Here is a 25,296-nt window from a genome sequence, read left to right as displayed (position 1 = left end):
ACGGGCCGAGGCGGATCAGGAGGCGCTCCAACCGCCATCGATGGTCAGTTGGGTGCCCGTGATGGAGGTGGCTTCGGGGGAGCAAAGGAACGCGACGGCCCCGGCGACCTCGTCCGGGTCGACGAGGCGCTTCACCGCCGATCGTGCCAGCAGTACGTCGGCCACCACCTCGTCGACGCTCAGCCCATGGATCTCCGCCTGGTCAGCCAACTGGTCCTCCACCAGCGGAGTGCGCACATAGCCGGGGCACACGCAGTTGCTGGTGACCCCCTTGGCCGCCCCTTCCATGGCGATCACCTTGGACAGCCCTTGCAGACCGTGCTTGGCGCTGACGTACGCGGCCTTGTACTGGCTTGCGCGAAGGCCGTGGATGCTGGAGATGTGCACGATCCGTCCCCAGCGCCGCTCGTACATGTACGGAAGGACCGCTCGGCTGAGCAGGAACGGGGCTTCCAGCATCAACCGCAGCATGAAGGCGAACTTCTCGGGGCTGAACCGTTCGACCGGCGCCACGTTCTGGACCCCGGCGTTGTTCACCAGGATGTCCGCCTCGAGGTGCAGATCGCCGAGGTCGGCCGTGCGGCTCAGGTCCAGCACCAGCGCCTCGCCACCGATGCGCTCGGCCACCCGCGCCGCGCCTTCCGCGTCGACGTCGCACACCACGACATCAGCGTGCAGCGCGGCCAGTCGCGCCGCCACGGCCGCACCGATACCACTCGCCGCGCCTGTGACCACCGCACGCCGCCCGGAGAGGTCGGAGCCCGTCGGGGTGATCATCATGACGCCGACGGAGCGAAGGGATTGCCGCTCGCGTGTCGGTGGCCCCAGACGTCCGGGGTCCCGAAATCGTGTGGCACCCAGTCATCATCCACCTCGATTCCGCCGCATCCGATCTCCAGGTGGAATCCACTGGGGTTCTTGATGTAGAAGGAGATCGCCTTGTCGTTCATATGCCGACCGAGGCCGATCGAGACGGGCACCCCATCGCGTTCCGCCCGATCATGGGCTCGTCCCACGTCATCGATCGAGTCGTGCTCGATCTCGAGATGATGTATGGATGTCGTTTCCGCTCGCGCGAGCGCGATGCTGTGATGCGTCCTGTTGCAGCGCAGGAAGTACAGGCCGGGGGCTCGATAATCGGTCAGCCTGAACTCGAGAACCGACTCGTACAGTTCGCGGAGTTCGTCGAGCTTGGGGCTGGCCAGTACCAGGTGGCCGAGACCGATGACGCCCGGGCTCGCGTCGACGGGGCGGGCGGGGCCGGTGCGGGCCTTGGCCGCACCGACCGCCAACTCCACGCGGTAGCCGACCGGGTCGGTGAACCAGCGGAGGTGGGTCGCGCCCCGGAGCTCCCTCTCTTCCTCGACGCCCTCATGGACGCTGAAGCCGGCCGTGGTCAGCCGTCCTGTGATTCTGTCGAGTTCACTGGGCGAATCCACGATCCAGCCCACCTCGCGGGGGCGGTCCTCCGCTGACGGGTAGAGCGCCAGGCGGTATTTGTACACGTCGAGGGCGGCCAGGGCGACGTCCTCCGTGCCGATTTTGTCGAACACGACGCCGACTCCCAGTGTGCGGCCGAGAAGGTCGGTCCACGCATCGAGATCAGTGACATCGAGACCGACGTAGCCCAGCTTGGCGATACCCATGCCGGATTCACCCCTCCCGGGCTGCGGCCGCGGCCCCGCCGAGCAGGAATTCACGGACGATGGCGTTGAACTCGGGCGCCCGCTCGTACTGCACCCAGTGACGGCAGTGAGGCAGAACGCGGAGTTCGGCGTTGGGGATGCCGTGGAGGATCCTGGTCGCCCAGGTCAGTGGAACGGTCTGATCCTCCCGTCCCCAGACGAGCAGGGTGGGCGCGGAGATGAGACCCAGGTCGGGGGTGAGGTCACCGAAGTTGGGGGGAATCGGCAATTCTGGGTGGGCACGCAGGCTCGACTCGTATCGTTCATCGATCAGGGCATCCGTCGCGAGGGCCTCGTTGTACACCATGAGGCGGACGAACTGCGCCATTTCATCGCGCGAGGGCTTCTCGGACGCCATGTAGGCGAAGAGGTGCTCCAGACCGACCGGCCACGGAGGCGCGTCCGTCGGGAGCACCCCGCCCGGTGCCATGAGAACGACGCGGTCCACGCGGTCCGGGTGGGCCATGGCGATCCGCATGGCGACGGCACCGCCGTACGAGTTGCCGACGAGATGGGCCCGCTCGATCCCGAGAGCGGTCATCGCCCGGCGCACTCGCTCAGCCGCGTGGAAGATCAGCGGCTCATCCGTCGCCGGCCTCGGAGAACGACCCCAGCCCGGGAGGTCCACGACGATGTTCCGATGGTCCTCGAACGCCGGCAGATTGCCGCCGAAGTTGCTCATGCCCGTGGCACCCGGCCCCGAGCCGTGCAACCAGATGACCGGACTGCCGGTGCCGGACTCGACGTAGGCGAGTTCCGCGTCCCCGACATCCACTGTGCTGGTCACTCTCACACCCCCAGACTGATTGTATGTAGCGCTCACTATACTGAAACCAAGGGTGGTATCAAGCGCTTGCGCCGCTCAGTTCTGCCACCGTCGCAGGTACGGGCGGGCGCGACCTCAAGGCGCGGCGGCCACCGTCGCGGCGACGGCCCCGAAGCCGTCGGACCGCTGCGGGGCCTCGGCCCGTAGCGGGCGCCGACCGGGACCGACGATCGGAGCCGGTCACGCTTCCTTCGGACCGCGCTGCACGGGCGCCCGCCCGTGCAGCGGCAGTGGCACATGTCCGGTGACCGGCCCGTTGCCGCGCCCCTCCCCCGTCCGCTGAACTCGGCGCCGTCCTGACCGCGTTCCCTCGACGACCGAGGTCTCGCGCGTGACACGGAGTTCCGGGGCCTGCCGTGCGGCTCCGGGTCGCTTCAGGGCCGCACTGCGGGTCCGATCATGCGACGCTATACGGCGCCCTTGGCGACTTCGGGCACAGCCGGCGACTCATCCGTGTTCCGGCGAGAGCCTTCGTGACGGAGAAGAATCGTGGAGATGGCACCGATGACGGCCGGTATCGCGAAGACGCGGAACATGGATTCCGGGACCCATCCCGCCTCGAGCAGGAAACCCGCGAACAGGGGGGCCAGCACGGCACCGAGCCGACTGACCGCCACCGCCATGCCGAGCGCGGTGGCGCGGGCTTCCGCGGGATAGACAGTCGGAATGATGACGTTGATGCCCGAAACCGAACCGTTGAGAAGAAGTCCGACGAGCACCGCGACCAGCAGGGCGCCGGCCAGCGATCCGAGCGAGACAGAGAAGAGGATGAGCGCGAGTGCGGCGACACCGAAGTAGACCGCAGTCAGCCGCCGGGGCTCGACGCGAGATGCCAGCAGCCCCAGCAGCACAGCTCCCATGACACCGCCCAGGCTGAAGAGCACGCCACCGCTGATGCCCTGCTGATTGGACATACCCGCTTCGAGCAGCAGAGTGGGGGTCCACGAACTCGCGAAGTAGAAGGTCGTCATCGCCGAGGTGAAGGCGAACCAGATCAGCACGGTGCGAAGGGCGTTGCGACCACGGAACAGTGACTCGATCGCCGCCTTGCGAGAGGACGTCCGCCTCTCGGGCAGCTCACGTACCTCACCGTGCCCCATCGAGACGAGGATCCGGTTCAGCCTGTTCAGAGCGTCACGGGGACGGCATGCGACGAGGTAGTCCATGGACTCGGGAAGGAAACGGAGTCCCAGCCCGAACAGGACCGCTGTGGCGATGCTTCCGATGATGAAAACGGATCGCCATCCGTATGGACTCAGAAGAAGGCTCGTACTGATGCCGGCGATGACTGAGCCCAGGCCGTATCCCGTGGTGATCAGAGCGATGGCAAGCCCTCTGCGCCTGTTGTTGGCGTACTCGGAGGCGAGCACCGGCAGGCTCGCCGCCATTACTCCCACTGCCGCTCCGGTTGTCAGCCGGCTGGCGACCAGTTGCCCGAAATTCTGCGACATCGCCGCGAACAGCATACCCAGCGATGCCATGGCCAGACCGCTGAGCGTCAAGCGGCGTCGGCCCACACGATCGGCGAGCGGGGCGATGAATAGCGCGCCGAATGCCATACCTGCGAGGCCACTGCTCAGCAGTACTCCCACTTGCGAGGGGGAAAGACCCCATTCACGAGCGATCGTCGGGCCTACGAAGGAAGTCGCCAGGAGGTCGAACCCGTCGACCAGATTCATGGTGAGACACAGCGCCACCGCACTGATTTGGGCGCGACTCATCGGCCCGTCTTTGATCTGCTCAAGAATGCTCATGAAGACCTCGCTTCATTGCGATGCCTGGTCCGACTTCGTCGGAGAGCTCCGCGAGGGAATGGTGATGGGGCGTCACCGCGAGGAACACATCACGCACCCCGACACCTGTATGTAACGCTCACTCTACCTACACGAGATGGGCATGGCTAGATTTCGGCGGCCTCCAACCCGGACGCTTTCCACGTCCAGGCACCGCATATCCGACGACATTTAATTGGGTCGACCATGCATATAAACTCGTGTAATGCCCACGGAATCCGGGCCCTACGGAGCTTCCGATACCGGCCACGATGCCCGCCGGCGGCGAGCCCCCTCCCGCGGCGCGGCGATGATGTCCGCATTCCGGCAGGTCACGCGTCGGTCCGATACGACGGCCCTTCCGAGCGCACTCGTCGGCAGCACACCGCCGGTCGAGCGAAGCGGTCCGACGAGAGGCCGGAGTCGGGCAGCGAACCGTCCTGAAGGCCGGCCCGCACGGAAGGACACCTCGCCCGCCGCTCCGGCATGCCGAGCGAGAGCACCCGGTGACGGCCATGCGGAGACCGGGTCGGCATCGCCCCCGCGGTGGGTCAGCCCTGCGGGGAACGCGTCACGATCCAGTCAAGCTCCGCTCCCGGCTCCACGATCCGCACCTCTCCGGCCGCCCTTCCGGGGTCGGCGCCGACAGAGACCGGCGCATGGGACGCGATGGCTGGCAGAGCGCTCGCCGAGCCGGTCACCACCGCCAGGGCGAAGCCCAGGAAAAGGATGTAGCGACGGAGAGCCATGGAGATACCACCAAGAGAGGGAGAACGTTCGGTACATCTGCATTGATTAAACGAGACACTCTGGCCCCCTGTCAAGACCGAACGTTCTGCCACGTGGTGGCACGGCGGGACGAGTCGGAGCACGAGAGGCGCCGGCGCCATCCCCTGAGGCGCGGACACTGCCCTCCGGAGCCGTCCGAGCTGCTCCACGACGCCGTCGCGCGCCGCTTCGAACGCGGCAGCCGCACCCCGCTGGACGCGATCCGCCGCCCCACCCGGCGTTATCACGGCGCCGCCGGGCGCCGGTGCCCCGGGCCCGCCCGAGCGCCGGCAGGAGCACGGTAGACACGTCAGCAGCGGGGGTCGGCCGCACGGGCTCCCGCGAAGGGGCACGCCGTTCGTCCAACCCAGCACCTGGCACTTGCTGTTCTCTCGAGAAGGAGATGCGCCCACACGGTGCGGCAGTTTTTCGCTTATTCCTCGCTTCCGCGCGAGTGCCGTACGATCAAGAGCCCTCACCCTCTCATTCGCCAGGCTCCGAGCTGTGCGTTCGGGCTGGAGCGTGATTCGCGTCGGACGCCTCGACCGCGATGCGTGGCGTTTTCTCCGCACCCTTCAGTGCGCCCTACCCGGGCCCGTGTTCTGTCGCATTCGCGGAGAACTCGGATATGACCCATCGAACGTCGTCGGCCGGTGACTTACTCACGCCCCGGAGCCACAGGACCGCTGCGGCAGCACGCAGGGCTTCCGGCACTCGGGTGAGTCCGGGAGCACGGCCGTCTCGAAACGGTGCCGCGCCGGCAGTCCGGCCGGCGACATGACGGACCTCCTCTCCAAGCCACCGGAGTGCAGACTGCGGACTGGGGCCCGTATGGTCATCAATGACCAGTATGTAACGTTCACTATACTGATGGCGGAGATTACCGCAAGTGGGCGGGTTCAGGGAACATAATGCCGGTTCGGGCCGAGCGAGCACTCCGGCACACGTACTTGGAAGTAGAACTCGGCAGTAATCTTCTGTCCGACCGGACCGCACAGCGGGCAGGTCGGTCAGAGGCCAAACACACGCCGCCTGTATTCCCCCGCGTCTCGCATGGCAGACAGTCACTCAATGGCCTATCTCACGAACACACGCTGTTCATTTTCCTTTACACAGGGCGTAGGTTCTAGCCGTTAGTGAGCGGCAAGGCCGGTAGCGGAGCTGTCATGCCCGCAGCCCGGGACCGCACGCGCGGCAGGCGTGGAGGGAGCAGCGGATCGCTGCGTTCTCCGCTGTCGAGGGTCACTGCGACGCGTGAGGCAGCCGGCATCACTGGAGGCCCATCGCGACCGTCCGTCCCCTGGAGTGACAGCATGCCCAGCACAGAGCTTGATTGCACACTGCACCTTGTCGTCGCCCCAGGGCGAACCATCCCCGTGTCAGCCCGCTTCTCCTACCGGTCAAGAGATCCCTACGGCATTCATGTCGCCTTCCACCTCGGAGAGCACCCCCCGGTCAACTGGGTCTTCGCACGCGACCTCCTGGCGGAGGGCACCGTCCGGCCCAGCGGGCTCGGTGACGTGCGGATATGGCCCGAGGAGGGAGGGGAAGCAGACTCCCTGGGCCTTGAGTTGGCCTCGCCCTACGGGCATGCGCGGCTGAACATGCCCTTGGACGTGATGACGGCGTGGCTGGGGCAGACCTACCGCGTGGTGCCCGCCGGCTTCGAGGAGGCAGCGCTGGATCTCGACGGCGAACTGTCCCGACTGCTGGGCGAAGTCAGCTGACATCGCCCAGCAGCCGTCCCGTTCGGTCCGATCGATTCGCCGGCCATGCCACACGTCCTCGGGTCAGCAGCGCTCGAGCCGACGCAAGCCACCCGTCTGGGACAGCCGGGAGGGCCGCGCAGCACGAACCCCGACCGGGATCGAGCGACGCTTCGCGGCACGAGAAGCGCGAGGACTCGATGCCCCGCGGAAGGTCGGGCGCGCCGGACGGGGCGGAGGCGGCTGGACGTACCCGGGTCCGCACCGAGGCCGACGAGGCCTCGTCCAGGGCGTCGGGCGCCCGTCAAACGGTCGCCCGGCGGCAGGTCCGGTCAGTTGCCCGACGATGGGCCGTAGAGCTGCGCCGGGTCGCCGGCGAGGGCCGACTTGACGAAGCGACTGGGGTCGTCGACCACCACCTCGATGGCCCCTGCCTGCACGCCGTCGAGGGCGGCGCGGGCGACATCCGCCGGGTCGATCTTGGGTGCGTCACGTCCCGCCATCATGTCGGTGTCCGCGGCCGCCAGATGCACGCCTTGGACGAGGGTCTTCTGGCCGGCGAGTTCGACGCGCACGCCGTTGGTCATGTTCCACTCGGCGGCCTTCGCCACCGAGTACGAGCCCGAACCCTCCGCCGTGGCCACCCACGACAGCACGGAAAGGAGATTGACGATCGCGCCCCCGCCGTTGGAGGCCAGAACCGGGGCGAAGGCGCGGATGACTCTCAGGGTGCCGAAGAGGTGTGTCTCCAGATCCTGCCGGACCATGTCCAGGTCGTCGGTCAGGAGGTGCGCACCTGTGCTGATGCCGGCGTTGTTGACCAGCAGCGTCACGTCCTGCGCCGCTTTGGCCGCCGCTGAGATCGACTCCTCGTCCAGCAGGTCCAGGTGCAGCGGCCTGATCCGCGGGTCCCGGATGCCAATCGATTCCGGGCGTCGAGCGGTCGCGTAGACCCTCTCGGCCCCGCGCTCCAGCAATTGCTCGACGAAGCGCCGGCCGATCCCTCGATTGGCCCCGGTCACGAGTGCGGTGGAACCGGCGATGTCCATGATCATTCCTCTGCTAGGGCGGGCGTACGGTCTGACCCGCTCCGTGTTGCCTACGCTAGAACTTGACGTCAACGTGAAGTGCAAGTCGACGGTGGCGACCACACGAGGAGCAAGGAGTCGCGATGCGCATCGGCGAACTGGCCGATCGGGCCGGAGTCAGCACGCGGGCCCTGCGCTACTACGAGGAGCAGCTTCTCCTCAGTCCTCAGCGCACGGCGGGCGGCCAGCGCTTCTACCCCGAGGCAGCCGTCGACCGGGTCAGGCTTATTCAGCAGCTCTATACCGCCGGCCTCGGCAGCCGCCTGATCGTCGCGCTCCTGCCCGCCATCGACGCCCGCGTGGTGGGCCCCGAGCTGCTGGACCGTCTGCTCCACGAGCGTGCCCGTATCGAAGCGAAGACCGCTGAGCTGCAGGCCGCGAGCAGAAGACTCAATGTACTGATCGAACTCGCCACGCACCCTGACACCGAACCGTGCCCGGCCTCACTCGATCCGGACCCGAGCGGCGCGCGACGGGCCAGCGCACCTCGCAGGGGTGCCGGCGACGACGTGGAACCGTCCCGGTTCGGCGGTGACCCGGCATACGGCGCTTCATCGGGCGGCCTGCGGCCTGAGGGCAGCCCTCGCCCGCCGGAGAAGGGCTGACCGAGGCCGCCGGCGCGGGCAACCGGCCCCGCACCACCGCCCCGCCTCACCCAAGTCGGTCCGCAGCAGCGTCAGCGGAGTGTCGGTGGGCGGACGGCGGGCCGGCCGGCACGGCGGCGTCCCGCATACCGTCACCGAAGATCGCGGACCGGTACCGACAGGCGCTGCGGAGAGCGACTCACGCTCCGGACCGGGTACTCCGGCCAGTCGCCCCCCGACGTGTCCGTACACGGCCCGGCCGGCGCCCGGGGGGGATCGGGATCACCGGCACGAGCCGGCGGATACGGTCAGATTTCAGCCGGGAGCGCCTGCTCGCACCAGATGACCTTGCCGTCCGGTGTCTGCTGTGTGCCCCAGCGCTGGGTGAGCTGCGCAACGAGCATCAGGCCACGGCCGCCCTCGTCGAACGCGCGGGCTCTGCGCAGATGCGGCGCCGTGCTGCTGCCGTCGATCACCTCGCAGATCAGTGATCGGTCGCGGATGAGCCGCAGCTGGATGGGAGAGCTGCCGTATCGGATGGCGTTCGTGACCAGCTCGCTGACCACCAGCTCGGTGACGAACCCGGCCGCCTCACAGCCCCAGTCACGCAACTGGCGGACGACGTGCGCGCGGGTTCCCGCCACCGCTTCGGGGTCGGCGGGTACATCCCAGGTGGCGACCTGGTCGGCGTCGAGCTGCCGCACTCGTGCCAGCAGCAGCGCAGCATCGTCGGTTCGGTGGTCCGGCAGGAGCGCCTCAACGACCTGGTCGCACAGGGCGTCCGTCGAGGTGTGAACGCCCGACAACTCGAGCAGCAGCCGATCGAGTCCCGTGCCCACGTCCTGCTGCCGGGCCGCGATCAGGCCGTCGGTGTAGAGCGCGAGGAGGCTGCCTTCCGGCAGCTCCACCTCGACGGATTCGAACGGCAGTCCGCCCAGACCGAGTGGGGGACCGGCAGGCAGGTCCAGGAAAGCGGACGTCCCGTCCGGCCGCACCACTGCCGGTAGGGGGTGGCCGGCGCGGGCCAGGCAGCAGCGACCGGACACCGGGTCGTAGACGGCGTACAGACAGGTGGCTCCGATCTCGCTCGCGGCAACTCCTTCCGCACCTGTCTCGGACTCGGAAGCCAGTCGGATCACGAGGTCGTCCACGTGGGTCAGCAGTTCGTCCGGAGCCAGGTCGACGTCCGCGAGGGTGCGCACCGCGGTGCGCAACCGGCCCATGGTCGCCGAGGCTTGGAGGCCGTGCCCGACCACATCGCCGACCACGAGCGCCACCCGTGCCCCGGACAGGGGGATGACGTCGATCCAGTCGCCGCCCACACCGAGCTCGGGAGCGCCCGGCAGGTAGCGAAAGGCCGCCTGTACGGCGGACTGCTCCGGCAGTCGTTGAGGCAGCAGGCTCCGCTGCAAGGTCAGGGCCGCCGTGCGCTCCCGCGTGAAACGCCGGGCGTTGTCGAGGCAGACCGCGGCTCGGGCCACCACTTCCTCCGCCAGGGTCAGGTCCTCGTCATCGAAGGGTGGGGAGTGCCGCGAACGGAGGAACATCGCCACGCCCAGCGTCGTGCCGCGGGCATCCACGGGCACGATCATCCAGGAATGGAACCCGTACTCCTGCACCTTGGCCATGCGCAGGGGGTCCTCCAGCACCCACGCCGCCTCGCTCGGGGTCCGGTACAGCGCGGAACGCCCGGTGGCCAGGCAGTGGGCCTGCGCCGAGTTCGCCGGGTAGAAGTCGACGTCGCCCACGGAGACCACGGCTTCCGGCGTGCCCTCGTGAATGGACCGGTTCGCCACCCGGCGCAGCACGGCCCCCGTGGCCCGACCGTGCGGGGGCTCCTCGCCGCTGAGGAGCGCGTCCACCAGGTCGACGCATACGTAGTCGGCGAGCCGCGGAATCGCCAGGTCGGCCAGTTCCTGCCCGGTGCGCATCACATCCAAGGTGCGGCCGATGCTGATGCTGGCTTCGTTCAGCAGCGCCAGTCGCTCCTGAGCACTTCGCCGCTCGGCCGTGTCGGTCACCGTGACGCACACGCCGACCGCCTGCTCCGCCGGACCGCGCAGGGGCGCTACCGAGGCGGTGAAACCCCGTTCGTGAACGGGGTCGGACAAGGTCCTGACCCGGACGGGGAAACCCTCATCCGCCTGCCCCGACTCCAGCACCCGGCGCATCCGGGCTTCCCACTCCTCGACACCGATCCCGATCAGGGCTGCGGACAGGCCCTGACCGACGTGCTCCTCGTCGGATGCGCCCAGCAATCTCCGCATCTCGCCGTTCTGCAGTACGCAGTGCAAGCGGGCGTCGTAGATCGCCACCGCGACGGGGCAGTCGGTCCGAAGCCAGTGCGTCAGCGTGTGCCCCGTCGGAAACGGCTCCACCGTCTCGTGGGCCAGCAGCCACAGCGGTTCCTCGCCGGTGCCGTCGCCCAGGCGGGACGCCCGTACGGGCACCTGCCGGCTGTCACCCTCCAGGCCCCGGATCTCGAGCGTGCCGCGCCATTCGTCCGGGCCGGTGAGCCATCGGGGCTGTGTCCCCAGCAGGTCGACCACCGGGCGGCCGACGGCCTCGGTGGAGTCGAGGCCCACCAGCTGAGCCGCACTGGTGCTCCAAGCCACGACACGGCCGCGAGCGTCCGTCACAGCCAGTGGCGTACCTGGGTCTCCGGAACGCGTGTGCGCTCCGGGGGACGCGATGACACCGTCATCCATGCATTCCAGGGTGACCCCGGGGCCGTGAACAATCAACCGGCCGGTGGCGGCACACTCGGACGGCACGGTCGCTCAGGCCGGAGAGTGACCTCGTTGATGCGCCGAGTCCGACGGTGCCGAGCCGGGGCCGGTTCGCGCTCGACGGCGGTGCGTGAGCGGCCCATCCTGGCGAACGGGTCCCGGCCGGGTACCCCGCCGCCAGGGCGGCGGGGTACCCGACTCAGGGCACTTTCGGGGTCGCGCGCATACCGTGGTGCACATAGCTCTCGCCGGTGGGCAACGAGTAGAACGTCACCGGGACCCAGGACGGACTGTCGGCGTACCGCACGAGGAACTGGCTGTCCGAGACGGGCACCAGCGTGGTCTCCTGGACGGGTTCCGGCACCAGGTGCGCGAGCGGCCCGGTCGTCGCGTACCGCAACCGCAGTCCGTCCGTGCCCTCGATGATGTCGATGCGCGTCCCGGCCCGCTCGTACCGCCCGAGGTACCGACGGGCGTCCACCGGTACCGGTCCGGCAGGTGGCCGCGGCGGCTCGGGCAGGGCCACCCCGGCCAGTTCGGCGAAGATCTCCCCGAACAGCTCCCGGTACAGGTCCTTCGCCGCGCCACCGTTGGTCAGGAGCGTGACGGCCAGGTCCTGCTCGGGCAGCACCCGCAGGAACGCCGACTGCCCGAGCGTGGCCCCGTCATGCCCGATCAGCCGGTGGCCGTCCCAGCCGAAGCGGATCCAGCCGAGACCCCAGGAGTCCCCGAGCGTGAGCGTGTCCGGCAGCTCGACCTGCTGCTCGGTCATCGCCCGCGCCGCATGCTCCGAGAGCAGCCGTGCCCCGTCCGGGGTGGTGCCGCCTGCCAGGTGCAGACGGGTGAAGGCGAGGACATCCTCGGCCGTGGCGGTGATCAGACCGGCCGGCCCTGCCGAGCGCGGCAGGCTCCAGGCGGGGACCGGACGGGGTGGCTCGTCCCCCTCGGCGTCGTGGCCCATGGCGGTGCGGAAGCGCAGCGCGTCCTCCGGCAGGGTGACGGTGTGCTCCAGGCCGAGCGGGACGCACAGCCGCTCGCGCAGCGCACGGTCCCAACTCATGCCGGTCAGCTTCTCGATGACCCGCCCGGCGAGCACGAACCCGGAGTTGCAGTACGAGAAGGTCACGCCCAACGGATGGTTCTGCGCGGCCTCGTCCAACTGGCCGACGAAACGTTCCAGGCAGTCGTCGCCGCGTCCGGTGTCGGTGAACACGTCCCCGTCGATGCCACTGGTGTGGGCCAGCAGGTGGCGCATGGTCACCCGCTGTGCCACCTGCGGGTCGGCGAGACGCAGCTCCGGCAGGACATCGGTGACCGGGGCGTCCAGGTCGAGGACGCCCTCGTCGACGAGTTGCATGGCCAGGGTCGCGGTCCACACCTTGGTGATGGACCCGATCTGGAAGAGGGAGTCACGCGTGACTGTCACCCCGGTGGCCTTGTTGAGCACTCCGCAGGCGGCCACATCGGTGTGCGGACCACGGGCGATGCCCAGGACCGCGCCGGGTACCCGGTGCCGTTCGGCCAGTTCGGTGAGCCGTCGACGCCAGTACGGCACATCGACGGAGCGCACGGCGGGCTTCGCCGAGGAGGCGGGCGTGGACCCGCCGGCGTGCCGCTCGATCCAGTCCACGAGGCGGCGCGCGTAGTCGGTGCGGTGCGAGGGCGGGCCGTCGAGGAGGAACAGGTGCGAGCCACCGGGGTACAGCACCAGTCGGGTGGGCACACCCTTCGCCTTCAGGGCGTCGAACCACTGCTCGGCCCGGCCGACGGGACACCGCTCGTCGGCCGCACCGTGCAGGATGAGCGTCGGGGTGCGCACGTTCTCGACCCGGGAGTACAGGGAGATCCCGGTGTACGGGTCGCGGTCCCGCCAGGGCGGGACGCCCACCTCGGTGGCGGCCGTCCGGTGCGCCGCATCGCTGGTGCCGCACATGCTGGTGAGATCACTGCTCGTCGCTCCGGCCACGGCTGCGGTGAAGCGGTGGTCGCGGCCGGTGAGGTAGCCGGTCATGTAGCCGCCGTGACCGTACCCGGCCACAGCGAGCCGTTCGGGATCGGCGATGCCCTCGGCGACCAGGGTGTCGATCGGTTCGAGGAAGTCCTGTGCGCCGGCGGTGCCCCGGGCACCGAGGGTGGCGGTGAAGAAGGCTTCGCCGTGGCCGTCGCTGCCGCGCGGGTTGAGCAGGAGCACCGCCCAGCCGCGGGCGACCAGCTCGTGATGGTAGAGGTGTACGGGATCCGCCGCGCCGTTCCAGGCGTGGTGCGGGCCACCGTGGATGTCGAGCAGCAGCGGCGCGGGGTGGGTGCGCTCCGGATCGCGCAGCAGCCTGCCGTGCACCGTACCGCCGTCGGAGATCTTGAACTCCCGTTCCCGCGCGGGGAGGAGTCGCACGTCGCCGAGCGCCGCGCCGTGCCGGGTGAGCACGCGTTCCCGGCCGGTGGCCCGATCGACGGCCACGATCTCGCCGTAGCTCCCGGGGGTCGCCAGGACCACTACGACGGTGGTCCCGGCCGCGGACAGGCCGGAGACCACGCGGTCCGGGCCGCCGATGAGCGGATGCGGCGCACCGCCTGCCGTGTCGACCGCGTACAGATGGCTGCCGCCACGGTCGCGCACGCAGAAGAAGGCCGTGCGGGCGTCATCGGTGGCCCGGGGCGGGGCACCGGGGCAGGCCGGGCAGCCCGGCATCACATCGCGGTCGAGGTCACGCGTCAGGTCGACCGTGGGGCCGCGGTCCAGGGGCACCCTCAGCAAGCCGACGTGTCCCGGCCGGGTGCTGGTGCGCCCGACGACCAGCAGGGCGTCACCTTCCGCGGTCCAGGTGACGGCTTGGCTGATGCCCGTACCGCCGCCCACGAGCCGGGGCCGCGTACCCGCCTCGTGTTCGGACACGTCCACGACGTAGGTCTCGGAGCCCAGCGTGCCCTCGGCGGCGGGGCCGCGGGCGACGCAGTAGGCCAGACTGCGGCCGTCGGGCGACCAGGCCGGAACGCCGGCGTGCCAGTCCCCGTCGGTGATCTGCCGAACCCGGCGGTGGGCGAGGTCGAGGACATGCAGATGGCTGCGGACCGTGCCCACGAGGCCACCACGGACGACATCGTGATCAAGGCGGTCCACCACGACCGGTGGTGGCGTCGTCGACCCGGCATGGGGTGAAAGCCGTCGGTCCACCGGGGCGGTGAAGGCGATCGCGGCGCCGTCGGGACTCCACACCGGCGTCCCGGCCCCCAGCGGCAACTCGGTGACCGGCTCCGGTTCACCGCCGTCGGCCGGCAGCAGCCATACCTGCGCGGGGCCGTCGCCGCCGCGCAGGAAGGCGATCCGGTCGCCGTCGGGGGACCATGCGGGCGCGGTGTCGGCGTGGCCGCGGCTGAGTCGGCGCGCCGCCCCGGATCCGGTCGGAACGGTCCACAACGCCCGTTCGTCCCGGTCGTGCTCGCGGTCCGCGGTGCGCAGCACGTACACCACGCGAGAGCCGTCCGGTGACAGGGACGGCTGCTCCGGCAGCGCGATGGAATGCAGATCGTCGATGCCCATGGGTCGAGTCAAGGCGGGCTGTCTCCTTGTGACGGGTACGGATGCGGTGGACGTGTGCGGGGTGACGACCTCCTCCCCCACTGCCCGGGACAGGAGGTTCGGGTCGGTCACAGGCCCGGTGGGCCGTGTGGGGGCGGAGGTGCGGGTGCGTACCGGCGTCGCCGTGGCATGCCGGGTGGGCCGGTGTCCGCGTCATGCCGTACCGGCTCGTGACCGGCTGCAGCGGGCCGGCACCGGGGCGGGGTGAGGCTGAGCAGGGGGCCGTTGCGCGGCCCGGCGATTGCGGGGTGCCGTCGCGCCCGCCCGTGCCGCCCCAGCGGCACGACTGCCCGCGGAGAGCGAGGCGGTACCGAAACTTCTGCGAGATGCATGCTTGCCCCTAGAAGAGAGATAGGCGCTGCGGGGAGGACAGGTGCCGGTGTGACAGTCGTCGAATTCGAGGACGGCACCACTGGACAGCTGTCGGGCGATTTCAGGCGGCGCAAGGCCGATAGTGGGCCGGAACGGAATCCGACTGACTGTCATCCCCCCGAGCGAGGCACACTGATGAACTCATTTCCGCATTTCCGCCCGACTGTGAACGCCGGCGACCTCGTGGCGATCTCCGGACAGATAGGCCTCGCCGACGGCCGCCTGGTGGACGGTGGCGCAGCCGAGCAGACGGAACAGACCCTGGCCAACTTGCTGACCGTGCTGGAGACGGCGGGACTGGCGGCCTCCGACGTGGTCAAGGTCAACATCTACCTGACCACGATGGAGGACTACGCCGCCTTCAACGAGCGGTACAACGCGTTCTTCGGCTCCGAGGCGCCCCCGGCCCGCACCTGCGTGGCGGTGCACGAGCTTCCGTTCGGCGCGCTGGTCGAGCTCGAGGCCTGGGCCCGCCGAGGCTGACCGCCCAGCGCGGTGGCTTCACTGCTTCACGCCCCCCTCGCGGGCTCCCGGTTCGCTCTCGGACGGTGCGTCACGGCGCGGCCGGACCGATGCCGTTCGCGCTTCGCGCATGGGAGCCTCCTCGTCAGCCCGTGGTGCGCCCGGCGACCACACCGAGGATCGCGCCGAGTGACCGGATACCGGACTCCGGCCCCACCAAGACTCGCGCAAGCAGTACGGCCGGACATGTGGCGCGCGTCGTGTTCTGTGCACCGGTGCTTCTACACCTGTCGTACGTCCTGCGGCGCCGGCTGTGGTGGCCGCCGAGGCCGATCACCACTGCATCAGGAGTTCGTCGGTAGCCGTCAGGCGCTGACCCGACAGCGTCGCGTGCGTCAGTTGTCACATCAGGGATACCCATGACATGACGGATGTCGCATGCGCGTGGTACGACTGGGGAGCGCCGACCGAGTTCGTGGGCGGTCAGGCGTGGTTCTGCGACAGGACGGATGGTGAGTCGCGTGCTCGAAGAGCTTCAGCGCGTGGTCGACGCACTCGCGCGTCGACTCGGGCGAGCGGTCGCCGTGGACGACCTCGACTTCAGGCTGCTGGCCTACAGCGCTCACCTGGGCGAGGGCGACGAGATGCGCGCACGGGTCATCCTGAACCGTGAGGCCCCGCCCGAGGCCGTGGCGTGGTTGCGCCGTCGGCGTCTCGGGCGCGCGAGGGGACCTGTGCGGCTCCCGGCCGACGACGATCTCGGGATTGTGCCGCGGGTGGTCGTGCCCATCCTGTACCAGGACGTGCGCTTCGGCTATCTGTGGCTGCTCGACGCAGAGGGTTCACTGACCGACGAGCAGCTCGGGCTCGCGTCGACCGCGGCTGCCGACGCCGGCGCCATCTGCTTTCGCGAGCGCATCGTCTCGCAGCTGCGCACAGCCCGCGAGGGCGAGCTGGTACGCGATCTGCTCTCGGAGGACGAACAGGTGAGAGGCGTGGCCTCGGCCAGGCTGGTCGAGGGCGGCCTGTTCGCGCCACGGGGCGACGTCACCGTCGTCGTCGCCCGTCCGCTTCCTGCCGATGCGGACGGTGTCGACGAGGACGACCGGATAGCTCTCCAGGCCGCTCTGACCATGCTCTTCAGTCGACTCGGCGATCGCGGGAGCCTGCGCCTGGTCCGGCCGGATCACGCGGTCCTGGTCATCCCGACCGCGACGCTTCGACGCTCACCGGAATTGCCGGAGACCCTCAGGACGACCGCCTTGCAACGGCTGGGCAAGAGCGCGAAGTGGCGTGACGTACATGTGGCCACGGGCAGCCCGGCCGGGCGACTCGACGACGCCGTGACCTCCTACACGCAGGCACTCGAGGCTCTGCGTGTGGCGGAGGTCGTCCCCTCGTTCGCCCCTCTCGTCGCACACGAGGCCCTGGGCATCTACGCGCTGCTCGCCGGCCGGCCCTTCGACCAGCTCGGCACCCATGGAGTCCACCCGGCGGTGCGGCGGTTGCTCGACGCCGACCGCGAGCTCTTCACCACGGCGGAGCTGTATCTGGACAGGGCGGGTGACGCCCGGGCGACCGCGGCAGAGCTTGGACTGCACCGCGCGAGCGTCTATCACCGCGTGCGCCGTATCGAGGACATCACCCGGCTCGACCTCTCGGACGGGCAGCATCGCCTCCTTCTCCACCTCGGTATCAAGGTCTCCCGGCTCCTGGGCCTCGCCTGAGCCGTCCCGGGCGTGGTCGACCACCGCGGCGCTCCGTCACGGTCGTCTTCACGTCGCTGCGGCGGGCGGCCCGGTGCTGAACGTGAGGGCGACGCGGACCGGGGAGCCGACCGGCACCTGCCACTTGCTCGGCCGCCTCAGGGCGTCCTCTCGTAGAGCGTCCCTGCGCGGATCAGGGTGGGGCGTCCGTCCGCGTCCGGGTCGTAGAACTGCACGGCCCGGTACGCCCCCGGGCTGCCGAGCTCCAGGGAGAACCGGTGCCGCTCGCTGTCGATGCAGACGAGCGGCAGGGGCTCCCCGCCACCGGACGTGCCGCCCATGAGCCGTTCCCAGGCGACCAACTCGGGTGAGGGTGTCGTCCGGAGGTGGAGGCGCCCGTCGTGCACCTCGACGGAGACCTCACCGTTGGGTGACCGGTAGACCCCGGCGAACTGGTCGTTGTCGATGTCGGCACCGGGCCCCGGCGAGTACGAGGGAGCCGGACCGCGTACGTCGAAACACTCCTTGAGCAGGCTCTCGCACAGCGCGGTATACAACTGGAACCCGGTCGTGCTGTTCGTGAGCACCGCCAGGACGGCCTTCTGCTCCGGGATGACGTACAAGTTCGAGTGCATCCCGAAGTTGGCGCCGCCGTGCGAGAGGACCGGGTCGTCGCCCTCCCGGACGATGGCCCAGCCCAGTCCGTAGTTCACGTACATGGGGAAGCAGCCCCAGTAGTCGTCGAACTGGGGCTCGCGCATCTGGTGAAGTGCCGCGGTGGACAGGATCCGGCGTCCGTCGGGCGCCGTACCGTCGATGTGCATCCGCCCGAAATCGATCAGGGCCCGGACGTCCAGCCACAGCCGGGAGCCGGCCGGGCCGTTCTCGGGCCAGGCGCGCAGGCGGGGGACCCGTGACGCCTTTCCTGTGGTGGCGTCGACGGTGTGTCCCACGGCGCTGGATCGCAGAAGGAGCTCCTCGGCGTCGGCGGTCGCGTTGAGACCGAGGGGCTGGAGGATGCGCGTGCCGAGCGCGGCGTGGTAGCTCTCGCCGGTCAGCACTTCGATGATCCGTCCCAGGGTGCTCATGCCCATGTTGCTGTAGGACCATCGCTCGCCGGGGATGCCCGTCACCGGGAGGGTGGTGAGCTCTCGCATCAGCCGTTCGAGCACGTCATCGCCCGGATCCAGGTCCGGCATGTAGTCGCCGGGGAGTCCGGATGAATGGTTCAGCAGCATGCGCACGGTTATCGCCGCTGAGCGCTCGCGATGCGCGAGGCCGAAGTCGGGCAGGTAGGTCCGCACAGGTGCGTCGAGTTGGAGCAGCCCCTGGTCCACGAGGGTCATCGCCAAGGACGCGGTGAACACTTTGGTGATGGATCCTGCGGCGAAGAGCGTGTCCGGAAGCACGGGCGCACCCGTCGTCACGTTGACCGTGCCGGTCTCCGCCGTGACAAGCGTGCCGTCGTGCCACAGGGCTGCTGACGCGCCCACCACGCCGAACTCTTCGGCCAGTTCCGAAAGCCGACGAGCGAGCTCCTTCGATGTCATCATGCCCCAAAGGTAAGTGAGCCGGCCTATCGGCCACACGCGAAAGCAGTCGCCTTCCGCCCGGTGGCCTTTCGACAGATGTCGCGAAGACGAGAACGAATACGTGCCACGGCGCCCTGCAGATACCGGTACCGAAAGCGTGGAATTTCCGTGCTCCAAGCGCAACGATTTCTGACAGAGACGCCCGCAGCCTTCTACGCGGTTCTGCTTCCGGCGGTCCGCGCGTTCCCTTCAGCAGGCCGGGCAGCCCGGCAGACGCTCCCCGTGATGGAGGGACTTCTTGTACCGGGCCTCTTCCTCGAGCGGCGCGCGAAGCTCTGCGGTCAGCAACGGCCGTTCCGGGAGGGCGTCGCGGTCCACCGGGGCACCGTCCTTGATGACGGCGTGGATGCTTCGGTAGTTCTCGGCACCCTGCAACGGATCCTCGTCGAGGACGACCATATCGGCGATCTTGCCCACTTCCAGCGTTCCGAGATCGTCGTCGACCCTGTAGGCCCTGGCGATGTTGCGGGTCGCCGCACGCAGCAGATCGATCGGCGACATCCCCTTTTCCTCCATGGCCCTCAGCCAGACGAAGTGACCGGTCGCCAGCCGGCCCAGCGCCTCTTCTTCGGGCAGTCCGTTCCAGGTGCCCTTGATCAGCGGTTCCCGCATGACCTCCGGAGCGAAAATTCCTCCGTCATTCGCCAAAAGGATCGTCGCACCGGATTCGATGAGATGGCGACTGTTGGTATCCGACGCCTTCCACATCGTCCATTCGTGGTCCGAGACGGTATCCCTGAGGACTGCCATACCGTTATCGGTCAATGGAAAGACGACAGCGCCGCAGTCCTTTTGAGTGAATAGTTCGAGGGTTTCGCGCGGGATCGCGACAGGTCCCGTCATATTGCAGTGCTGCACGAGGTCACAGCCCGCCTCGAGCGACATCCTGAGGCCCTCGACCGACGAACTGTGCGATTGCGCGGTCAATCCGGCGCGATGCGCTTCCTCTACGATGACGCGCTGCGTTCGCTCCGAGAACTGAATGAACGCACCGGCGGACGTGCCACCATGCTCGTTCGACGCGTACTTCACGAAATCTATTCCGTGCTCGATGTACTTGCGTACTTCCTTCCCCACCGCTTCGGGTGTCAACCACATCAAATGCCGACCTGTGTTTTCCACCCAGGTCGCGTTCACCCGGTCGACGAAGTGGGAGCTGCCGATCCCGGGAATCCTCGAATCGAAATCTCCGGAGAACGGGCCGTCGAATCCGACGATGTTTCCGGCGCAGCGAATACGGCTGCCCGCGATCTCACCCCGGTCGATCTTGTCGCGGACCGCCATGAGCGCACGTCGCGGCCCCCATGTGTCGAACACGGTCGTCATTCCGGCTCTGAGCGCGACCTGGGAGGCCTCGACGATCAAATCCTCGTAGCCGCCCTCATACCGAACGAGCGTCTCGAAGAGGACATTGACGAAAAGATGCACGTTGGCGTTCATCAACCCGGGGATGATGAACTTCCCACTGTAATCGACCGTTTCGGTGTCCGCCGGGACCGGAATCTCGTCCGGCCGGCCGATCGCCAGGATGCGGCCGTTCTCTATCAGGATCGACCTGCCGTCGACGCCCTTGTCCGAGACACCGTCGATGACAGTCGCGCCGTTCAGAAGGAGTGACATCGTGTTCCTTTCGTGGTCGCCCACGCCCTTCCGGCAGGACGCGGCATGTCGGGATCTTCTCTTCGCCGATCAGTTTCCGGGGAACCGAACAGGGAGGTCCTCCTCGGCCGATGGCACCCACCACGCTCCGTCGGCACTTCTGCCGCCGTCCGGCACGCGCCTCAGCCCCCCGATCGGCATGGCGCGATCAGCGCCACACGTTCTCGGCTACACGGAGGAAATTCTCGCCGAGGATCCCCCGGACGGCTTCGGATGAATAGGAACGATTCGCCAGCGCCGCCGCGATCGCGGGCAGTCGCTCCGGCTCGATGAAATCGATCCGGTCCCATTGCCGGTAGCTCGGCGGGAACAGATCGGGGTTCTGAGTCAGCTCATCGCCGGTGTCCTCACCGGAGAAGCAGAAGTCGAGACCGAGCCCTACGTGCTCCCAGCCGACCAGGCTGACGGCATGGTCGATGTGCCGCATGAGCGCCTCGGTGCTCGTGTCGTTCTCACCCAGGAAGATTCCGACGCCGTTGATGCCGATGACGCCCCCCGTCTCGGCGCACGCCTCGATCTGGTCGTCCCATACGTTGCGCTCGTGATCGTGGATCGCGCGGGTCGCCGAATGGGAGAGCACGACAGGCGCCTTCGACGCAGCGAAGATGTCCATCGACGTCCGGTAGGAACAATGGGTCGCGTCGACCACCATGCCCACCCGGTTCATCTCTGCCACCACTTCCCTGCCGAAGTCGGTCAGACCGCCGTCAGAGTCGTCGTGACAGCCCGAACCCGCGGCGTTCCGCTGGTTGTAGGTGAGCAGCATGGTCCGGACACCGAGGTCGTAATAGGTCTGCACGGTGTCGACACGACCCCCCAGCGGCCCTGTGTCCTCAAGATCGAACGCCACGGCGAGACGTCCGGTCGCCTTGGCGCGACGTACGTCGTCGACCGAGCCGACCATGACGTAGCGGTCGGGGTTCATGAGCACGTGACGGCGGAACGCGGACAGCACCGTGATCGTGCCGGCGATGTCGTGTGGCGCGTAGCCGACATTCACCGACACGAATGAGGCGCCCGCCTCGGCGTAACGCCACAGTTCGTCGACGCTGGTGTCCGGGTCGAGCGGAAGGCAGCAATGCTGCTCCCACACCATCGCGCGGGCGTACTCGGCCGCAAAGTCAGGCGGCGTCATCACGTGCTCCTGCTTCATGGATCTCCCAAGAGAAATGGGCGGGTCTCGGCCGAATGCTAGGCCCACGCCGAGCGGAGGGCGAGCGTCAGATGTCGTGCCGCGCCGGGCCGTCGCTCGACATGTGTCGCGTCCCGCCCCGGGCTGTCGGAGGACGGCGGGGACGCTTCCGCGGCACTCCGCAGCCCACCGCGGTGGGCGCTCAGCACCATGATGACCCGGCGCCCGCCTGGTTCAACCGCCGCACCCGCGCCGACCGGCTATTTCCCTTCCGCTCGGACGCGTTGGGCGATGCCCAGGGTCAGCTCCTCCGCATGGTCCTCGAGGTTCCATTCGCCGTCGCGGTAGGCCTGGTTGCTGACCCAGAAGACGAGGACGCCGTCGCGCAGGAAGCGGCTCAGGAGTCCCAGGGACCAGTCGTTGCCACCGTCGTGCCAGGCGAGAGGGCCGTCCGCCGTGTCGCGGACGCTCCAGCCGTATCCGTACGAGGTCTCCGATTCGGCCTCTTGTACGCGAGGTTCGAAGAGCTTCTTCCTGGCCCACGCCGGCAGGATCTCGTCACCCAGGAGCGCACGGTGCCAACGGAACATGTCCTGGGCGGTGGAGAGCATGCCGCCGTTGCCCCGCAGGTTCCAGTACGGTCCGTCGGCGGCCCAGGGATGGTCGAAGGGTCTGCCCTTACTGCGCCCCTTGCCGTCGTACTCCACCGCGACCAGGTGCCGCTGCCAGTCGGGCAGTACGTATCCGGTCTGCGCCATCCCGGCCGGGGCGAACAGGTGCCGGGCCAGGAACCGTTCGTAGCTTTCCCCGGACGTCTCCTCCACGATCGCTGCGAGCAGGCTGTAACCGGCGTTGGAGTAGTGGAACTCCGTGCCCGGGGCGGAGCGCAGCTTTGACGACAGGACCCCGCGCACCAGTTCCTCCCGGGACAGCGGGTCGTAGTCGTCGCCGAGCGCCTCGACCAGACCCGACGTGTGCGTGAGCAGGTGCTCGATCGTGATGCCGCGCTTGTCCTCGGGCATGGGCCGCCCGTGTCCGAGGAACCGGCCGATCGGATCGCTCACCCTGAGCCGGCCCATCACCTCCAGCTTCACGATCGCGGCCGCGGTGAACTGCTTCGTGATCGACATGACGTCGTACACGGTCCGACAGCTCGCGGGGGTGCCCGCGGCGCGGTCCGCCGCCCCGAATCCGCCGCAGTACGTGAGCTGGTCGCCGCGGGCGGCGATCACGGTTCCACCGGCACCGGGGGGCAGGGTCCGGCGGAGGAAGTCCGCGACCGACTCCCCGCCGCTGATCCGGGATCTCGGGGCGCGCTCTGCCGACGCCCCCGCACCGGGCCCTTCGGCGCACCCGCCCAGCAGCAGCACGACACCGAGGGCAGCGGCGATCGCCGCACGGCGGTGGTGGTGGCGGTGCCGGCGTGACGCAGTCGTATCCACATGACCTCCAACATCGGGAACGGGTCACGAGGTTGACCACCGCTCGCGCCGTTCCTCAAGCGGATATGGTGTTCGAGCTTGTGCGAGCCCGTGTACGTCCAGGTCAACAGGGGGAACCACGATGACCACAGCACCGCCCGCACCACCGGACACCGACGCGGTCGCCTTCGTGGCGGCGCTCCGACTCCTCAAGGCGTGGTCGGGACTGAGCTACCGCCAACTGGAACGCCGCGCGGCGCGAGCGGGCCACACCCTCCCCTACTCCACGGCCGCGACCATGCTCGGCAGGGACCGGCTGCCCCGCGAGGAGTTGGTCGCCGCGTTCGTGGCGGCCTGCGGGATCGGACCGGAGCAGGCGCAGGCGTGGCTGGACGCACGCGTGACCATCGCGTGCGGCGGGCCCGCCCCGACGGCACCCACGACACCGGGCAGGAGGTTCCGCCCCTCTCGCCGGGCGCTTGCCGCCGCCGTGGCGATCGCCGGCGCGCTCCTCGCGGGGGCATCAGGGGCCGGCGCCTTCACCGACGACGTGGAGGTCGATCGGACGTCGGCATCGCTTCATCTGTCACGCTCCTGATCAGCGCCGTTTGCCCCTCGGGCTCAAATGCGCCCGCAGGGCAGATGTCGCGCGGAGCCAGGCCCAGGCAGGTGGTGCGCACACGGCACGGGCGACGGCGCCGGGGGCACCGGTGCGGGTGGCCCCGCTGGGCACAGCCCGCAGTCGCACCCATGCCCCGGCCGGTGAATGTCGGCAGCGGATTGATCGGTCGTCGGCTGGGTAGTGCTTGGCCCGGATGGATAGATCGTTCATTCTCGTGGCACCAGTCCGACAGAAGGACAGGAATTGATGAGCCCGTTCCTCCCCCGCGCACACGGCCAGGGCCGGACATCCATGGCGGCCCGCTTCGCGGCGGGCCTGGCCCTCGCCCTGGCGGCCTCCGTTCTGGCCACCTCCGCACCCACCGCTGCCGCCCCCGCGAGAGCCGGGACGGCCCGACCGGCTGAGGCCAGGGCCTGGTTCACCTCGTGGGCGAGTTCCCAGCAGGGTGTCTCCTCCACCCGGCTGAGTGATCAATCCGTGCGGATGATCAGCCACCTCAGCCAAGGAGGCGACGCGCTGCGGATACGCGTCCAGAACACTTTCGGCCAGAAGCCCCTCACCGTGAACGCGGCGACGGTCGCGCACAGCGACGGCAGCGGAGCCACGACGGAAGGCAGGCCGGTCCCCGTCACCTTCGCCGGCCGGAACACGGTCGTCGTCCCGGCCGGCGGCGAGGTGTGGAGTGATCCGGCGAGGCTCCGCACCTCGGCCCAGGACGACGTCGCGGTGTCCCTCTCCGTCTTCGGCGAGGTCTCCGCGGGCATCCACAACAGCGCCTTCCGCACCAACTACCTGACGCCGCCCGGCTCCGGTGACCACACCGCCGACGCCTCCGGTGCCGCGTTCACCGAAACGACGGGTTCCACGTACCTCGTCAGCGCCGTCGACGTGCGTAACCCGCGGCTGCGCGGCACTCTCGTGGCGTACGGGAGTTCCGTGGTCGACGGAGCCGGCTCGACCAACTGCGGACCGGGTTGCGAACGCCCCGGCGCCGACCTCCGCTGGACGGACGACGTGGCCCGGCGCATCACCCGTGAACTGCCCGTCAACCGGCAGTTCACGGTCGCCAACGCCGGGATCGGCGGCACCACCAGCGCCGCGACCTGTCCGCGTACGGACCCGGCCCTGCGCGGGCTGGACGGGGTCACCCGGCTGGAGCGCGACGTTCTCGCCCTCCACGGTGTCACCGGTGTCCTCTATTACTACGGCACCAACGATCTCGGGGCCGGATGCGACGCCGGCCGGATCCTGGACAGCTATCGCGATGTCTTCCGGCGGCTGCGTGCCGCGGGGATCAAGGTGTACGTCACACCCATCACCCCGCGGCCGGGTTACACGGACCAGAACAACCGGGACCGGAACACCGTCGGTCTGTTCGTCTCGAAGTGGAACGACTGCGCCGGCACCTGTGACGGCGTCCTTCCCTTCGACCAGGTGCTCCGGGACCCGGTGAAGCCGAACAGCATCCATCCGTCGTACGACGTCGGAGACGGCATCCACGCCAACATCGCGGGCCAGGAAGCCCTCGCCGACATCGTCTCGCTCCCGATGCTGGCGGCGTCCGCGTCCCGGTGACACCGGCCCGCGCGTGCCGA

At 69.0% G+C, this 25,296-nt stretch carries 18 protein-coding genes and 1 pseudogene; 7 read left to right on the top strand and 12 right to left on the bottom strand.

Features of this window, described 5'->3' with window-relative positions; translation table 11 throughout:
* Positions 1-15: 15 nt before the first annotated feature.
* From ACGFR9_RS18115 to ACGFR9_RS18095, 5 genes are all read right to left on the bottom strand, one after another.
* A complete protein-coding gene (locus ACGFR9_RS18115) occupies positions 16-780 on the bottom strand; it encodes a 3-hydroxybutyrate dehydrogenase (RefSeq protein WP_393209246.1) in 765 nt (254 codons plus the stop codon).
* Entirely contained in the window at positions 777-1,646 is an 870-nt protein-coding gene (locus ACGFR9_RS18110; protein ID WP_393209243.1) for a VOC family protein, read from the bottom strand. Before ACGFR9_RS18110 ends, ACGFR9_RS18115 begins: the two co-directional genes overlap by 4 nt.
* 7 nt (positions 1,647-1,653) lie before the next feature.
* On the bottom strand, positions 1,654-2,472 hold the full coding sequence (locus tag ACGFR9_RS18105; protein WP_393209240.1) for an alpha/beta fold hydrolase: 819 nt from the start codon (positions 2,470-2,472) through the stop codon (positions 1,654-1,656).
* Positions 2,473-2,918: 446 nt separating this feature from the next.
* Positions 2,919-4,265, bottom strand: a complete 1,347-nt coding sequence (locus ACGFR9_RS18100; RefSeq protein ID WP_393209237.1) for an MFS transporter — start codon at positions 4,263-4,265, stop codon at positions 2,919-2,921.
* A gap of 569 nt (positions 4,266-4,834) precedes the next feature.
* A complete protein-coding gene (locus ACGFR9_RS18095; RefSeq protein ID WP_393209234.1) occupies positions 4,835-5,032 on the bottom strand; it encodes a hypothetical protein in 198 nt (65 codons plus the stop codon).
* Positions 5,033-5,188: 156 nt separating this feature from the next.
* Between ACGFR9_RS18095 and ACGFR9_RS18090 the strand changes: the two are divergent.
* A pseudogene (locus tag ACGFR9_RS18090) lies at positions 5,189-5,296 on the top strand (metallophosphoesterase); the annotation flags it as partial.
* Positions 5,297-6,427: 1,131 nt separating this feature from the next.
* Complete coding sequence (locus tag ACGFR9_RS18085) at positions 6,428-6,778, top strand: SsgA family sporulation/cell division regulator (RefSeq protein ID WP_393209231.1); 351 nt, start codon at positions 6,428-6,430, stop codon at positions 6,776-6,778.
* A gap of 311 nt (positions 6,779-7,089) precedes the next feature.
* Here ACGFR9_RS18085 and ACGFR9_RS18080 read toward each other — a convergent pair whose 3' ends face one another.
* Positions 7,090-7,806 carry an SDR family oxidoreductase gene (locus tag ACGFR9_RS18080; RefSeq protein ID WP_393209229.1) on the bottom strand — a complete coding sequence of 239 codons (717 nt, stop codon included), beginning with the start codon at positions 7,804-7,806 and terminating at the stop codon, positions 7,090-7,092.
* A gap of 122 nt (positions 7,807-7,928) precedes the next feature.
* Here ACGFR9_RS18080 and ACGFR9_RS18075 point away from each other — a divergent pair, with 122 nt between their 5' ends.
* Positions 7,929-8,450 (top strand): MerR family transcriptional regulator, encoded by a 522-nt coding sequence (locus ACGFR9_RS18075; protein ID WP_393209226.1) that lies wholly within the window; start codon positions 7,929-7,931, stop codon positions 8,448-8,450.
* A 287-nt stretch (positions 8,451-8,737) separates the two neighbouring features.
* Here the strand turns inward: ACGFR9_RS18075 and ACGFR9_RS18070 are convergent, their stop codons facing one another.
* The gene (locus tag ACGFR9_RS18070) at positions 8,738-11,068 is read right to left on the bottom strand and encodes a SpoIIE family protein phosphatase (RefSeq protein WP_393209223.1); all 2,331 of its coding nucleotides are present in this window, start codon (positions 11,066-11,068) and stop codon (positions 8,738-8,740) included.
* A gap of 289 nt (positions 11,069-11,357) precedes the next feature.
* Positions 11,358-14,708 carry a serine hydrolase gene (locus tag ACGFR9_RS18065; protein WP_393209220.1) on the bottom strand — a complete coding sequence of 1,117 codons (3,351 nt, stop codon included), beginning with the start codon at positions 14,706-14,708 and terminating at the stop codon, positions 11,358-11,360.
* 534 nt (positions 14,709-15,242) lie between these two features.
* On the opposite strand from ACGFR9_RS18065, the gene ACGFR9_RS18060 reads away from it, so the two are divergent.
* On the top strand, positions 15,243-15,590 hold the full coding sequence (locus ACGFR9_RS18060; protein ID WP_393209218.1) for a RidA family protein: 348 nt from the start codon (positions 15,243-15,245) through the stop codon (positions 15,588-15,590).
* Between the two features lie 500 nt (positions 15,591-16,090).
* Positions 16,091-17,296 (top strand): PucR family transcriptional regulator, encoded by a 1,206-nt coding sequence (locus tag ACGFR9_RS18055; RefSeq protein ID WP_393209215.1) that lies wholly within the window; start codon positions 16,091-16,093, stop codon positions 17,294-17,296.
* A gap of 137 nt (positions 17,297-17,433) precedes the next feature.
* Here ACGFR9_RS18055 and ACGFR9_RS18050 read toward each other — a convergent pair whose 3' ends face one another.
* From ACGFR9_RS18050 to ACGFR9_RS18035, 4 genes are all read right to left on the bottom strand, one after another.
* On the bottom strand, positions 17,434-18,828 hold the full coding sequence (locus ACGFR9_RS18050) for a serine hydrolase domain-containing protein (RefSeq protein WP_393209213.1): 1,395 nt from the start codon (positions 18,826-18,828) through the stop codon (positions 17,434-17,436).
* 228 nt (positions 18,829-19,056) lie between these two features.
* Positions 19,057-20,487, bottom strand: a complete 1,431-nt coding sequence (locus tag ACGFR9_RS18045) for an amidohydrolase family protein (protein ID WP_393209210.1) — start codon at positions 20,485-20,487, stop codon at positions 19,057-19,059.
* Between the two features lie 187 nt (positions 20,488-20,674).
* Positions 20,675-21,679 carry a dipeptidase gene (locus ACGFR9_RS18040; RefSeq protein ID WP_393209207.1) on the bottom strand — a complete coding sequence of 335 codons (1,005 nt, stop codon included), beginning with the start codon at positions 21,677-21,679 and terminating at the stop codon, positions 20,675-20,677.
* 239 nt (positions 21,680-21,918) lie between these two features.
* Positions 21,919-23,100 carry a serine hydrolase domain-containing protein gene (locus ACGFR9_RS18035; protein WP_393209204.1) on the bottom strand — a complete coding sequence of 394 codons (1,182 nt, stop codon included), beginning with the start codon at positions 23,098-23,100 and terminating at the stop codon, positions 21,919-21,921.
* 121 nt (positions 23,101-23,221) lie between these two features.
* On the opposite strand from ACGFR9_RS18035, the gene ACGFR9_RS18030 reads away from it, so the two are divergent.
* Positions 23,222-23,677 carry a helix-turn-helix domain-containing protein gene (locus ACGFR9_RS18030; protein ID WP_393209201.1) on the top strand — a complete coding sequence of 152 codons (456 nt, stop codon included), beginning with the start codon at positions 23,222-23,224 and terminating at the stop codon, positions 23,675-23,677.
* Positions 23,678-23,947: 270 nt separating this feature from the next.
* Positions 23,948-25,276, top strand: coding sequence for an SGNH/GDSL hydrolase family protein (locus ACGFR9_RS18025; RefSeq protein WP_393209198.1), 1,329 nt, complete (start codon positions 23,948-23,950; stop codon positions 25,274-25,276).
* Positions 25,277-25,296 lie beyond the last annotated feature (20 nt).

It is taken from the genome of Streptomyces sp. NPDC048584 (assembly GCF_043199595.1).
In the GTDB taxonomy this organism is placed as follows: Bacteria; Actinomycetota; Actinomycetes; order Streptomycetales; family Streptomycetaceae; genus Streptomyces; species Streptomyces edwardsiae.
Note: the sequence above shows the minus strand (reverse complement) of the source record. Positions and strands in the feature narration are given on the sequence as shown.

What these genes read in the sequence shown, in the direction of transcription:
- ACGFR9_RS18025 (WP_393209198.1), top strand. Translation starts at nt 23,948, where the DNA reads ATGAGCCCGTTCCTCCCCCGCGCACACGGCCAGGGCCGGACATCCATG.
- ACGFR9_RS18040 (WP_393209207.1), bottom strand. Translation starts at nt 21,679, where the DNA reads ATGAAGCAGGAGCACGTGATGACGCCGCCTGACTTTGCGGCCGAGTAC.
- ACGFR9_RS18045 (WP_393209210.1), bottom strand. Translation starts at nt 20,487, where the DNA reads ATGTCACTCCTTCTGAACGGCGCGACTGTCATCGACGGTGTCTCGGAC.
- ACGFR9_RS18080 (WP_393209229.1), bottom strand. Translation starts at nt 7,806, where the DNA reads ATGGACATCGCCGGTTCCACCGCACTCGTGACCGGGGCCAATCGAGGG.
- ACGFR9_RS18030 (WP_393209201.1), top strand. Translation starts at nt 23,222, where the DNA reads ATGACCACAGCACCGCCCGCACCACCGGACACCGACGCGGTCGCCTTC.
- ACGFR9_RS18110 (WP_393209243.1), bottom strand. Translation starts at nt 1,646, where the DNA reads ATGGGTATCGCCAAGCTGGGCTACGTCGGTCTCGATGTCACTGATCTC.
- ACGFR9_RS18060 (WP_393209218.1), top strand. Translation starts at nt 15,243, where the DNA reads ATGAACTCATTTCCGCATTTCCGCCCGACTGTGAACGCCGGCGACCTC.
- ACGFR9_RS18100 (WP_393209237.1), bottom strand. Translation starts at nt 4,265, where the DNA reads ATGAGCATTCTTGAGCAGATCAAAGACGGGCCGATGAGTCGCGCCCAA.
- ACGFR9_RS18050 (WP_393209213.1), bottom strand. Translation starts at nt 18,828, where the DNA reads ATGATGACATCGAAGGAGCTCGCTCGTCGGCTTTCGGAACTGGCCGAA.
- ACGFR9_RS18075 (WP_393209226.1), top strand. Translation starts at nt 7,929, where the DNA reads ATGCGCATCGGCGAACTGGCCGATCGGGCCGGAGTCAGCACGCGGGCC.
- ACGFR9_RS18095 (WP_393209234.1), bottom strand. Translation starts at nt 5,032, where the DNA reads ATGGCTCTCCGTCGCTACATCCTTTTCCTGGGCTTCGCCCTGGCGGTG.
- ACGFR9_RS18115 (WP_393209246.1), bottom strand. Translation starts at nt 780, where the DNA reads ATGATGATCACCCCGACGGGCTCCGACCTCTCCGGGCGGCGTGCGGTG.